Below are 12,701 nucleotides of genomic sequence, written 5' to 3'. Positions count from 1 at the left end.
GCATCTCAGGCTGCGGTCTGTGACCACGGCTCGAGCGCAAGCGCGTCTTGCTGTTCATCCCGTTCTCCGATCTCCACGAGCAGAGCGTGGAGCTGATCGGTGAGGAGGCAGATCTGCTCGACTTCCGCGCTGGCAGGGTCGAGCAAGACCCAGGATGTCAGGTCAGGCTCAAAACCATCCATGACAGGATCGAGTGAGAGAAGCCGGTGCAGATCGACCAGCTTCCGCCGCGCTGTCCGATCGAGTCTTGTGGCCTCGCGAAGTGTCGATATCAGGCGCAGGGCGCGCGCCATACCGGCATCTCCGCCGATCAGGGCAGCGGGAGGCATCTGAGTCGCATGCGGTGTTTCGTCCACATCGAATCCGATCAGCATCTCGTTTTCGATTTTCGCAATGCGCTCCTGCGAATAGTCATCGACCAGCAGCCCCTGCCGCGCCAGGGCGTTGGCATTGATCTCCCGGATCCGGGTCATCGCCTTGAAGATGACCATCTCGTCTACCTTTGCCTGGGCTGCGACCGACGCACGGATTTCGCGCGCGGCCAGGAGCCAGGTTTGGGCGCGCTCACCGCGGTAACAATCGAACACCGACGGTACCTCGATCCAATGGTCGTTCAGTTCCACGGCAATGGCGCCGATATCCTCGGAATAAAAGCGGACCCGCACCTCCTTTGACGTGGCATGCATGAACCAGCGGGCAAGCACCTCCGAATGGTAACGAATACCCATCACGATGATCCCCTTCTTCGAGACGGTGCGTTTCAGGCGCGTCCCAAGTGCCTTGCGCCGCAGTTCCACGGACGGCATGGGTGCAACACCATATTTCGCAACCAATCTGTTCCAGCAATTGAGCGGGGTTTCGCCGCCAAGTCCGCGATGACGACGGCGGTGATAGACATCCACCACCCAGCGGACCAGCGCTTCGCTCAGGTCCTCGGTGGTCAGGGCGGCGCGCGCTTCGGCATCATAGTCGCCTTTGACGACGGTGTTGCTGAAAGTATACCCGGAAAACCGTCCGATGAGGTTTGTCGACATCGTGCCGAACATGCGCTCGATCCTTGCCCGAAATTCGGGCATCCCGGCGGGTCCGTGATCGATGTCGATCCCGAGGTCGGTCGCGCCGACCCGCGTGTCGAAATCAACGAATGCGGACCCGCAATCGGTGACGATGAGCGCTGGTGTGCCCGACATGCTCCAAGGCGTCAGCGCGTCTACGGCATCGGCCCAGAGCCCTTTGTCACGCACGATCATGTCGATGCTCTGCATCGCGCTGCGCTTGCTCGGTGACCTTGAGAGCTTCATGGCCAAAATACAGCGGGTGGTCGTGCAGATCGCTGCGGTCAGGTACCAACGCGTTTTCTTTCCCTCTTCGAGGCCGAGGCTCGCTTTTTCCTCGTCGCTGAGAATTGACCAGATTCCGGATCCCGCAAGAAGCGACCTGAGATCGACCTTCCACTCATCATTTCGACCCGCTCGAGCGGGCGGGTCAGTTCGAGACCCTTGCCGACAGGCGCATTGCGCTTGCGCGCCTCGTCGAGCCCGAAGCGGGCAATGTCGACCTCAAACGGATCGAGTTTCTTCACCTCGAGGCGGATGGTTTCACGCGATGGCATGACCAAGGGAATTTTATCTTTCCCCTCTGTCTTGCGGAGTTCCTCTCGCCGAAGGTTCTCGGCGATGAAGGCGTCGCGTACATCTTCGACCACCTGAGCTATTGAGGGTTGTTCCATGACCAAGTAATTCCGGACAGTCTTGGACACGAGCGCCAACTCGTCGGGTCCGATGCGGCGGGGGCGGCTGCTACCTGACCCGCGACCGTACAAGGCCGCCATGCCATCGCGGCTGAACGCGGCGACGCGTTTCAGAAGTCGGCTGGCGCTGATCTTGGTCGGCACGATCATCTTGTTGCCGCCGGCCTCGATCACATCGCCTTCGCTCGGGACTGACAGGTACTTCCCGGCTCGAAACTTTATCTCGGGCAAGGCGGCTTTCACCGATGTTTCCGTCCGTTTGACCTTGCCCTCGGCCTCCATTTCGAGGAATGCGCGCACCAGAGATTCATGGTACTTGGCTTTCTGTTGTTGTTTCGGCGCAAGCGTAGATAGCACTTGGGCCGGAGCCCGCAGCCGACGTTTGGCACCCTCGGGCAAGAAAGCGTCACGGCGGTGTTCGAGCGCGCCAAGCGTGACGCGTTGCGACAGGACGGCATGGGCGAAAGATTCGGCGACGCCGGTGCCGTCTGTGCGGGCGAATACATAACCAGCCTCGCTACAATCGATGGCGCGGTAGGAGATACCCTCCATGATCACCTCGTCATACTCTCCGAAGGCAAAACGAGGCAGGTCGGGGCTGGGTTGAATGTCGAGCATCAGGCGGCCCTCCGCTTAACGTGAGTGTCGTAACCGATCCGCATAGGGCGCGGGAGTTCGAGTTCACGGGCCCCGATGAGGCGGGCGATTGACCGAAATCCGCGGCCACCAAGGCCAGTATGCGCAACCAGATCGCCGATCTTCGCCGCGCCGACGAGGCCCGCGACCGCATCCCGCATGGCCACGTCCACCTCGGGGTCGCACCGACGAACAGCCTTGAAGAGCTTCGCATTGTGAAGATCAACGGGGTCGAGATGTTTTTCGGTCATGATCGTCACGCGATCCGCGAACTCGTCGGTGACATGGGACGCGATATCCGCGATCTCGGCCTGGAACTCTTCGAACGAGAACTTCTCGTCGTATTTGACCATGATCGCGACCCGGCTGCCGTCCGTTTTCGTAATGAAAAGGTCGAAGTGATGCCACTTCTTGGAGCCGTCCTCCGCGTCCCAAGTGAACGATACCTGGTTCTTCACTTCCACAACATCAGGACGGGCGAGCAGTGCAAACGCCACGTGCTTTTCCGTCAGGCTATCGGTGTGCATCACGCAACCGGCACCCTGCCCATATACAAAGGCGCAGGAGAAGTGCTTCTGTGCACCAACGGTCGGCCTGCGCCCCGTCACAGGACGGGCGGGCAGCAGGGCGTTCGAGTCCGCGTTGGCGGCAGCGGTGATCGCCTCCGCCAGCGATCCGCCATCGCTTTCTTGGCTCCAGTCGAAGCCGGTTTCATTGAGGGGGTATTCCAATTCTTCGCTCCTTCGCTATTTCGGGGCCCATCACAAGGGTTCCCGGTTCGAGGAGGAAATTGGTCGAAACGGAATTTGCAGAAGCGAGAAAAGGCTAAAACGGCAACAAAGTTGGAACCATTTCTTCAGCTGGTTGATATTGTTGCGATGTTTTTTAGGAGCTGCCGATGGCGTCATGGCATTATGCACCCACTCCTGCGGCTGCGCGGGTGCGAAGCGTTGACTTTCAGATAGCAAAAAGTTCGGCAACAAAAAGACTGAGCGGGATGTCGGCCCCCTCTATCATCCCTACGAACGGTCGAGAAGATCAGGTTGTTCCGGCGCTGCACCTCCGGACGCGAAGAGCGAATCGATGATATCCTTCGGGACCCGGCGCTTTTCCATGATGCGACGCAGAGGATCAAGGAACTTTGGGTCCTCGACGTTCTTGGGCGATACATTCTTCTCGACCAGACGAACAGACGGAGGCGCGAAGTTCATCATTTCATCGAAAACCTCGTCCGCTCGGTCCTTCAGCTCCTCGCGAAGCGCCGGTTCGTCGGCTGTTCTGCCCCATTGGCTCATGTAGGCAGGCGGTGAGGTCTTCCAGCGTGGCAGGAACTCGGCGACAAAGTTGTCGCGAAACGTCTCGCGATGCTTATCCAGCGCAGCACGGATTGCTGCATGGTAATCTGCCACGACCGTTGTGAACTCCGCGACCGCCGCATCGAACTTTTCCCGATCCTCGCGCAGAATGACCCTTCCGAAATTGTCGATCTGGAAAGTGTACTGATCCTCGATCTGCTTTCGCGCTTTTCGCAGCCAGGTATCGTCGATCAACTCTTCCTTTGCATCGTCGCCGGTGCCGACCGTCACCTTGACCGCTCCAAGCTGGGCGATCGGGGCGCGCAGGCGACTGGTGATCTGGTCCCGCAGGTCAGCATTCGTGACCGTCTGGAAATCCTTCGGCAGCGGGACCTGTTTGCGACTGAGGGCGAAATTCTTGATCTCGAATTCGACGTAGACCACGCGCGAGGAAAAGACCTGCATCCGGCGCGCGATGTTGAACTTTATTGGCGGATTTCGCTCCAGGTCTGTCTGCATCGCCTCGACCTTGGCCGGGTCCAGCGCTGCATTGCCGATCTCGCCCGACGGGGCCTCGGTTGTTTGATCTGCACCAGCCGCGCGGGCGAGATCATCGGTGGAAGCGCCTTTCAGCATGATCGCATTCGGCTGCTCGGCGCTGTGCGATCCGGCCTCTATGTTTTTCGATACTGGCGCAAAGACCATGGTGTCGCTGTCTGAGATGACAACGCCGATCCGCACCCCTGTTTGTTCCCGCAGGTCGAGCAGGTTGCGCGTGGCCGCCTCTCGGATCACGTCGAGGGCTTCTCGCTCGCCAAAGCCGAGGCGATAGACCTCTGCGTCGGCATCGACGATCACGCGGATTTCGAGATGGTCCAAGTCTTCGAACCGTGCGGCCAAAGCATCGGCGACGGCACGAGACAGGGCAGGTGCAATGACGACCAGACGCTGCTTGGCACCTTCGATCATCGTGATGACGGTGGCGTCGGTCGCCACCGTGAAGGTTCGAGGTTCAGTCATTCGGCAGCGGCCTTTTTCCTTCGGCCCCGCTTTGGTGTCGGGGCGGCGGCGCGGGCTTGGCGGATGCGGGTGAGGAGGGCTTCGGCGGGTTCGTCCTCGGGGTTCTGGGGGACGAGCTCTCCGCGGAAAGCCTTGGCCAGCAGGCGCTCGTCGAGCCGGTCGAGGAGGTGGGCGGCGCGGCTGGCCTCCTCTGTCAGTCGGTCGATACGGGCGAAGGCAGCTTCGATGCGGCGGACGATTTCGGCCTGCTCATCGAGAGGGGGCAGCGGCACGGGGGTCGTCAAGATGTCGTTCCCGCTGATATGGGGAAGGTCTCCGCCTGTTGCCCTTTCGATGGCATGGCGAATGAATATCCGGCTGTTCAGGACATGCCACAGGTAGCCCGATTGGACCTGTGGGCGCTCTGTAATACGGGCAACTCGCTGGACAAGAAGCGCGCCGGCCGAAGCGGCGTCGACTCGGGCGATCTTGAGACCTGTCGAAATGAGCGGCCGATCCATCGCAAGTACAAAGTCGCCTTCATCAAGTCGGAATCGCTCGAATTCTGGTGCCAACTCCGGGTCAAGACGCTTTGTGTCATCCCAAGATAACGCTCCCGGCGCCACGTTTGCACCGCGAACCAACAGGGGGCCGTCATTCGTGAACCATGCACTTTTGAAAGCGTGCCCGACCTGCATGTCGGCGATTTCGGCCAAGTGGCATGGGAACCAGCTCTCAGGAAGCTCGCCAAGGTCTGCCAGTTTCATACCGCTGTCGGATTCAAGGCGAGATCCACGACGAGACTTCGCGTAGGCGGCTCGTTCGTCTTTGATCTCAGCAATCTGGGTGTCGGTCCAGCCGTCTCCGAAACCGGCATCACGCCAAGCGTGGGTCAGTTTTCCGGACAGGGCAGATGCCAAAATCGCCTGCTTGGCGCGGGTGGCGAGTTTGGTGGTGTGGGCGAGGTGGTCGCGCGCGGCGGCTGAGCGCGCCGAGAGCCGGTCCAGCTTCGCCACGATCCGCCGCTGCTCGGGGAGTGGGGGGATGGGCACCGAGACAGTCTTCAATGCCGCCTGCCCAATATTTCTCATGGAGAGCTGATTTCCGGACGAAATTTCTGAAAGCCGACGTCTACCCTCCGGACTTCGTAAGAACTTCAGCAACCAAGGCTTGATCGCTGTCTCCATGTCCAGACGCAGAACTTTGTCGCTCAAGTACAGGTTTGGGTAGCTTGTCTCGGCCATGACGACAGCGCCAACAAGTTCAAGAGTATTGGCGCGAGAGAAAAGGAAATCTCCCGCCTTGATCGTCGTATCGGCATCAGGCCAGAAGTCGTTGGGCAATGTCTTCGATTGCTGTGCGTCGAAAAAGCCCCAAGTAACAGCACTCACCTTGATCACGCCGCGCTCGTGCGCTTCTGGCGGGCGCTCTTCGCATTTCAGGTTCTTCCCGGCCTTGATGCCGTGCAGAAGGTCGCCGATCTCTGCGACTTCCCAGTTTGCGGGCGTGACGTTCATTCCGCCGCAACCGCCGCCGGTGCAACGTCCTCTTCCTCGCCTTCCAGTTCCAGCACAAGCGCCTCGATCTCGCGCGTGGCTTCACGCAAGTGACCGAGGATCGCCGCGGTGATGTCGTCGGGGTCGGTCAGGCCGTCCTCGGCCTCCTCCTCGCCCTCGCGTAGCCAAGAGATGTCGAGGTTGTCGCCGCGCGCGGCGATCTCCTCGCGGGTGAAGCGGCGGAAGCGGCCGTCCTCGCCCTGGTCCTGCCGTTCGGCGCGGCCATGCGGATCGTCACCGTAGGCTGCCTCGAAGTCTGCAAAGTCCTCGGCCCGCAGGGGCCGCGTCTTGCCGTAGGAGGGCGCCCCGGCGCGCATGTCGTAGACCCAGACGGCCTTGGTCCCGCCGCTCTCGCCCTTGTCAGCGTTGCGGGTGAAGAAGAGGACGTTGGTCTTGACCCCCTGGGCATAGAAGATGCCGGTGGGCAGGCGCAGGATGGTGTGCAGATCGCACCAACCCATCAGCATCTGGCGCAGGGCCTTGCCGGTGCCGTCCTCAAAGAGCACGTTATCGGGCACGACCACGGCGGCGCGGCCCCCTGGTGCGAGGCCGCGGATGATGTGTTCGACAAAGGCCAGCTGCTTGTTCGATGTGCCCGCAGTGGTCGAGAAATCGCCCCGTTGCGGCCGCCCGCCGCCCTTCTTGGTGCCGAAGGGCGGGTTGGACAGGATCAGGTCGGCCTTGTGCAGGGTGGCGCCCTCATCGGTGAGGGTATCCATCGACTGCGCATCGCCCTCAATGCCGTGGAGCATGAGATTCATCAGACAGAGGCGGTGCGTGTCGGGGACAAGCTCGGCCAGGCTGTAGCAATCGCGGATCTGGCGTTCGGCGGTGCCATCCTCAAGTCCGAAGAACTGGTTGTTGTCGGCGTAGATGCGATTGTGGGCGGCGACGATGAAGCCACCGGTGCCAGCCGCCGGATCCTGAATGCGCTCGCCCAGTTGGGGCTGGGTCAGGCGCACGATGCTGTCAATCAGGGGGCGTGGGGTGAAATACTGCCCGGCTCCGGATTTCTTGTCCTCGGCGTTCTTCTGCAGCAGGCCCTCGTAAAGGTCACCCAGCCCTTCCTCGCGGGCATCAAACCAGTCGAGATCGTCGATGGCAGTGGTCAGGCTTTTCAGGTTCGCAGGCTTGCGCAGGCGGGTTTGGGCATCGGTGAAGATGGCGAGCACGAGCGGATCCTTGGCGGGCTTGGGCGTGCCGTCGTCGTCCTTTTCCTCAGGGTCGCCGAGCGACGTCAGCAGGCGCTTGTAAAGGGTCAGCTGCCCGAGGCCTTCGGCCTTTGACAGCTTGCTCCAGCGATATTCCTCTGGGATGCGACGCTCTTGCCCGGTCTCTTCCATCATTTTCAGGAAAAGCAGGTAGGTGAGTTCGGTCACATATTCGGAATAGGTCACGCCATCGTCGCGCAGGACATGGCAGAGGTTCCAGAGCTTAGCGACGATATCCTGTGTGGCGCTCATGCGGCGGGCTCCCATGTCTCGGTTCTGATCTCGTCAAGGATGGCGTCGAGTTCGCCCCCGAAGATCTTGTTGAAGCGTTTATATCCGCCCTGTTGTGCGAAAGGCGGATCATCGAAGGCCTGTCGGTCGATGACGACCTGGCTTGTCATCTCTTTTCCGATCTGATCGAGCCAGCGCCTTTGGACATCGTCCAAATCGTGGGCCGATGCAACCTTGCGGATTGCTGCTCCAACCCGGTCTGCATAAGGGATCAGCGGGTCGCCAAGAGCGGCCTGCCGGATGAAACCGATGATGGATGCTGCGATGTCCTCGTTCGTCTTGTCGTGCCAGGCTGTGCGGAGGGCGTTTTCGGTGAAGTGACGGGCATCGAGCGCCATGCGGAGTTCCCGTAAGCTGTCGCGGGTCAGATCCCGGGGTCTGGTCACAACGAGGTTCAGGGCGTCGATCTTGTTGGCGTTATCACGGATGAACGTCTCAAAGGCGTCGATAAAGTCGGTCGGGCGCACGCCTTCACCGTAGCCGCGGGTGACGCCGGTAACCGTATCCTCGCCGGTATAGATCGGAATGATGGGTGGGGCGCCGCGATCCCCCTTGAAGTCGAAGAACTTGCCGAGGCCAGGGCGATCCTTGGTCCATGCGCGGACCTCCGGTGCCGGACCGCCTCGGAAGCGCTCGAGGGTCTGTTCGGGCGTCTCTCCGGCCTGGGCGGTGTATTGATCACGGATCTCATCGTTCATCCGGCGGATCTTGCGGGACAGCTTGACGATGATCTGGTCGAGAATTTCCTCTTGGTGGGAACGATCATCGGCGTTTTCGAAGCCGTCAAAGAGAGTTTCGAACGACACTTTTGGATCGACCACGACCGGGCGCATTTCGGTCATGGCCTGCAGGTTCGGGTAGAGGTCCACTGCATCGAAGATCTGGAACGCCTCTTTACCGATCTCATCGCACCGCCGCGTCGCGCGACCGATCATCTGATCGTATAGAATCCTGGAGTTCACGCGCCGAAGGAAAACAAGGTTGGTGATCGCAGGGACATCGATGCCCGTGGTCAGAAGATCGACCGTCACGGCAATCCGGGGATCGGCCTCGTTCTTGTACTTCAGGATCAGTTTCCCCGGCTTGTCCACCGAGCCGGTGATCTTCTGGATCATGTCGTCGCGGATTTCGAGGCCTTCGTCTCGGTAGGCCTGCCGGAGATATTGAACAACTTCGTCGGCATGATCGTCCGTCGTCGCAAACACCAAGGTTTTGCCCGCATTGGGAGAGATGATGTCGATCCGGCGCGCTATCTCATTGGCGACGACTTCGTTGAACTTTGGTGCGCGGACCCGGCGGTTGAATTGCTCCACCGCGAAGTCGAGTTGATCCGGGAGGGTGGCGGTATCAATCTCGCCGGTGCGTGGGTCGAGCACATCAATGGTCTCGCCCGCTTCGATCGTGATGCCAGCCTCGCTGAGTGCGGTTTTGATCAAATGTGGCGGATCATGGTCGATCAGCCAGCCGTCGATCACGGCCTCCCGATAGCTGTAGCGGTAAATGGGATCGCCAAAGATTTGCGCGGTATGGAGGGCCGGGGTCGCCGTCAATCCAATCTTCACGGCATCGAAATACTCGACAACACGGCGATACTTAGAAACATAATCATTCTGGTCACGGAATGTCGTCTCGGCCTCGCTCATCTCGCGGTCGAGCAGATAGCCACGGTGGCACTCGTCGATCAGGATGAGGTCGTATTGATCGACCGGTGGCCGGTCCCCAGGCTCACGTTCGAGCACACGCTTCACGAGGCTCTGGACGGTGCAAATGTGGATCTTTGCATCACGGTCGATGTCTTGCGCCTCGAGCCCCCGAAGGCCGAAGATCTCTGCGAAGGTCTTGGCGCCGACCATGCGGGTCGTCTCGAAGGCACTCTCCGCCTGCTCGCCCAGTGCGCTCCGGTCGACAACGAAACAGACACGCAGAAAACGCTTCGCTTCGAGGAGACGGTAGATCATGGCGATGGCCAGCTTCGTCTTGCCAGTGCCCGTGGCCATCGCGATGAGCATTTCCCGCTGACCTTCGGAAACACCGTTCTCCACGGCCTTGATCGCCTTCCTTTGATAGGGGCGCAGGTCGAAGCCGAAATTGAAAGGCTTGTCCTCCAGCTCCTTCTCTGCGGCGCGACGATCGACCTCGAGTCTTTCCATGAGACCCTTGGGGGTAAACCAGCCTTCCAAGGCCCGTGAGGCATTCGTCTCGTCTCGCGTGTCGCGGAACCAGATCCCGCTCTGCGTCGCCATCGCCGGATAGAAGCTCCGTCCGTTGGTGGCGAAGATGAAAGGGGCTTTGTGCTTACCCCACGGGCCGCCCACAAAGTCGAAGCTTTCGTCGTGCTGAATATCTTGCGAATACCGCGTCGCCTGGACGTCGACGGCCGACATCACGTTCTTGCGTTTGCGCTTCGCCTCTACGACGCCGACCAGAGCCCTGCCGGCGAAGAGCGCATAGTCCGCCGGACCTGAGGATGTCGGCCATTCGGCGATGGCCAAGTTGCGGTTTTTCTCCGGTCGCGTTCCCTTGGAATGGCGCAGCATCGAACTGTCGACATCCCACCCGGCTTGGCGGAGTTGTTCGTCCACCAACAGACGGGTATCGGTCTCGTCGAAATCCATATCCTTGGCGGAGTCGAAGGCGGCTTTGATAAACATCTTCGCCTGGTCGGGCTCAACCGGTCCCGCCGCCCGTCTTTCGGCTTCCTCGGCCAGTTCCGCGTAGATCGCGCGCTCTTCCTGGGCGAGGCGGGCCCTGTCCTCTGCGTCCAAAGCTGCGCTTCTCGCGCTGTCCGCCTCGTCGGCGAGGCTGGCGGCTTCTGCAGACCGCGCCTGCAGTTCTGATCTGAGCGCTGCAACCTGCTCTTTGAGATCGCTCGCATCGCCCTCTGTCAGCCTCGGCGGTGTGAACGGCATGGTCAGTCGCGGTTGTCGTGTCGCCGAAGCCCGGAGCCAGACTCCAAGACGATGACACAGCTTGATTGCCTCGAAGGCCATCCGGCGCTCGCCGTCGTGCCCATGAACAGCCGCGTTGCCGTCGATGCGCAGGCGGTGGAGGATGTCGAGAATCTCGCGCGGCACCAAACCATCCCTTCGGATGCTTCGAAGCATGTCGGATAACGTATCGTCACTGGAGACTTCTGCGCCGGCGTTCTCGGCGACGACCCGCGTCATACGCTCCGCGAATTGGCGCGTCTTGATAAGAGCCGTATTCGCATCGTCAATGAAATATCTCTCGGCGTGCGATGCCAAAATTGCCAGTGGGCGATCTATTTCTTTCAAGTGGTCGAAATTCTGGCTGGTCATTCCGGGCAACTACTCAAGATATTTCATATCCATGCAGCGTCACTGGTCTTTGAGTGCAATGCAATAGACCGCGCGCTCTTCTATTGTCTTCCTCAGGGCGAAATACATGATTATCGGTTGTTTCAAAGCATTTTTGCAGGTTTTTCGGACCGTTCGCGCGGGTGGTGCGCCCGAAAGAGGGGTGCAGCAGGCTGGATGCGAGCTTCAGGCCATGGCTTGTCGCAGGGCAAAGGTAATTGTGGAGGGCACGGACCTGTCTGGAGCTGCGACGGGCATGCGCATCATTCGGATCACCGCTGGTTTGGTCAACATGCACGGCCGAAAGCAACAGTTTAGTTGCATTGAAACGGACGTCCAACTCAGCTTACGTAGCAGGCTTGGGTGTCAGCCGTGGAGAGCGATCGATCCATATTTCAGCTTCCGGCAATTTGAGGACCGCCACGCAGTACGCCTATCGGCATGGGGGAATATCCGCGGCGGTATGGGCGCTCGTCGCGCGCTTGGGGCCAACGTCGATCTCGTATCTGCGGCTCAATTCGCCGTTCCCGCGTGCCAGACGCCGACAAAGTAGATCGGCCAGGGCTGGGTCCTCGACAGCACAGACGATTTGGTGGCCATCAAAGCGGAGCGCGGCAAGCACCTCGACAAGATGGAGCGCTCGAAAATCGTCAATATGCTGGACTGGATCATCAAGCAGCAAAGAACGCAAAGGCGTCCAAGCTCAGGCGATATGGCACCCGGCGCGTTGTTTCAGAAACTTATACCATTTCACATTCTGGACGTCGATCACGCATCATATGGGCGCTTCCAGGATCGTCCCATTGATGACTGGGACGTCTGGCTGAATGTCTTGATTGTCGAAGTCGAAGTCGAAGATGGGGCCAGTGAGCCCAGCCCTTAGCATTTCGTGTTGCAGCCTGGCGAGAACCACCCCAGAGTTCCTCGAACGACCGGTACGAGCCCATCATGTCGAATGCTGCGCTTAGAATGAATATCTGCTCCGGAGCAGATGTCATGAGTGGCGCACTGCTGATCCACAAGAGAAAGGGCCAATCGCCCTCGAGGGGGCGGTTCAGGAACGCCTGCACCCGCTCGTCCCTCTCGAGCCATCGCTGCGCGATGCCCTGCCGGGCAGTGGATCTCCTCGCACAGCCGCGACACCTGGCTCTTCGAAGTGCCGGTCAACCCCATGGCGCGCACCAGGTCATCCACCGCGCGGGTGGAGACGCCTTGGATATAGGCCTCTTGGCTCACCGCCATCAGCGCTTTCTCGGCGGTCCTGCGCGGCTCGAGAAAGGTCGGGAAGTAACTGCCTTTACGCAGCTTCGGGATGTTCAGACCGATGGTCCCCGCCCGGGTGTCCCACTGTCGCGGCCGATAGCCATTACGCTGGTTCTCGCGGTCCGGGCTGCGCTCGCCATGCGCGGCACCGCAGACAGCGGCCACTTCGATGTCCATAAGCCGCTGCGCGGCGTCCTGGATCAGATCGCGCAGAAAATCCGCGTCATCGCTCTTGGCGATCACCCCCGGAAGGTCGATTATGGGGTTGGTCATCGTGTTCTCCTTCGTTGTCGTCGGTCTTTGAACAGCCTCAGACTACGAAGAGCCGCGGTGGCCGCCAGCCCGGCCGCGCGCTGCGCTAAGCCAATGGCTTCGCGCGCGGC

General features: G+C 60.3%; 8 protein-coding genes and 1 pseudogene. 1 reads left to right on the top strand and 8 read right to left on the bottom strand.

The window, feature by feature from the left end; all coding sequences use genetic code 11:
- Nucleotides 1-5: 5 nt before the first annotated feature.
- From DMZ65_RS19750 to hsdR, 7 genes are all read right to left on the bottom strand, one after another.
- On the bottom strand, nt 6-1,301 hold the full coding sequence (locus DMZ65_RS19750; protein WP_500048339.1) for a TnsB C-terminal domain-containing protein: 1,296 nt from the start codon (nt 1,299-1,301) through the stop codon (nt 6-8).
- 38 nt (nt 1,302-1,339) lie between these two features.
- Entirely contained in the window at nt 1,340-2,368 is a 1,029-nt protein-coding gene (locus DMZ65_RS17050; protein ID WP_116599986.1) for a hypothetical protein, read from the bottom strand.
- Nucleotides 2,368-3,117, bottom strand: coding sequence for a hypothetical protein (locus DMZ65_RS17045; RefSeq protein WP_116599985.1), 750 nt, complete (start codon nt 3,115-3,117; stop codon nt 2,368-2,370). The genes DMZ65_RS17050 and DMZ65_RS17045 overlap by 1 nt, the downstream gene beginning before the upstream one ends.
- 288 nt (nt 3,118-3,405) lie before the next feature.
- Entirely contained in the window at nt 3,406-4,701 is a 1,296-nt protein-coding gene (locus tag DMZ65_RS17040) for a hypothetical protein (protein WP_116599984.1), read from the bottom strand.
- A complete protein-coding gene (locus DMZ65_RS17035; RefSeq protein ID WP_116599983.1) occupies nt 4,698-6,197 on the bottom strand; it encodes a restriction endonuclease subunit S in 1,500 nt (499 codons plus the stop codon). Before DMZ65_RS17035 ends, DMZ65_RS17040 begins: the two co-directional genes overlap by 4 nt.
- Entirely contained in the window at nt 6,194-7,699 is a 1,506-nt protein-coding gene (locus DMZ65_RS17030; protein WP_116599982.1) for a class I SAM-dependent DNA methyltransferase, read from the bottom strand. Before DMZ65_RS17030 ends, DMZ65_RS17035 begins: the two co-directional genes overlap by 4 nt.
- On the bottom strand, nt 7,696-11,037 hold the full coding sequence (gene hsdR, locus DMZ65_RS17025) for a type I restriction-modification system endonuclease (RefSeq protein ID WP_116599981.1): 3,342 nt from the start codon (nt 11,035-11,037) through the stop codon (nt 7,696-7,698). The genes DMZ65_RS17030 and hsdR overlap by 4 nt, the downstream gene beginning before the upstream one ends.
- Before the next feature lie 610 nt (nt 11,038-11,647).
- Here hsdR and DMZ65_RS19745 point away from each other — a divergent pair.
- On the top strand, nt 11,648-11,938 hold the full coding sequence (locus DMZ65_RS19745; protein ID WP_198662725.1) for a hypothetical protein: 291 nt from the start codon (nt 11,648-11,650) through the stop codon (nt 11,936-11,938).
- Between the two features lie 124 nt (nt 11,939-12,062).
- Here the strand turns inward: DMZ65_RS19745 and DMZ65_RS17015 are convergent.
- Nucleotides 12,063-12,591, bottom strand: a pseudogene (locus DMZ65_RS17015) (transposase); the annotation flags it as partial.
- Nucleotides 12,592-12,701 lie beyond the last annotated feature (110 nt).

Source organism: Primorskyibacter marinus (genome assembly GCF_003313245.1).
GTDB lineage: Bacteria > Pseudomonadota > Alphaproteobacteria > Rhodobacterales > Rhodobacteraceae > Primorskyibacter > Primorskyibacter marinus.
Note: the sequence above shows the minus strand (reverse complement) of the source record. Positions and strands in the feature narration are given on the sequence as shown.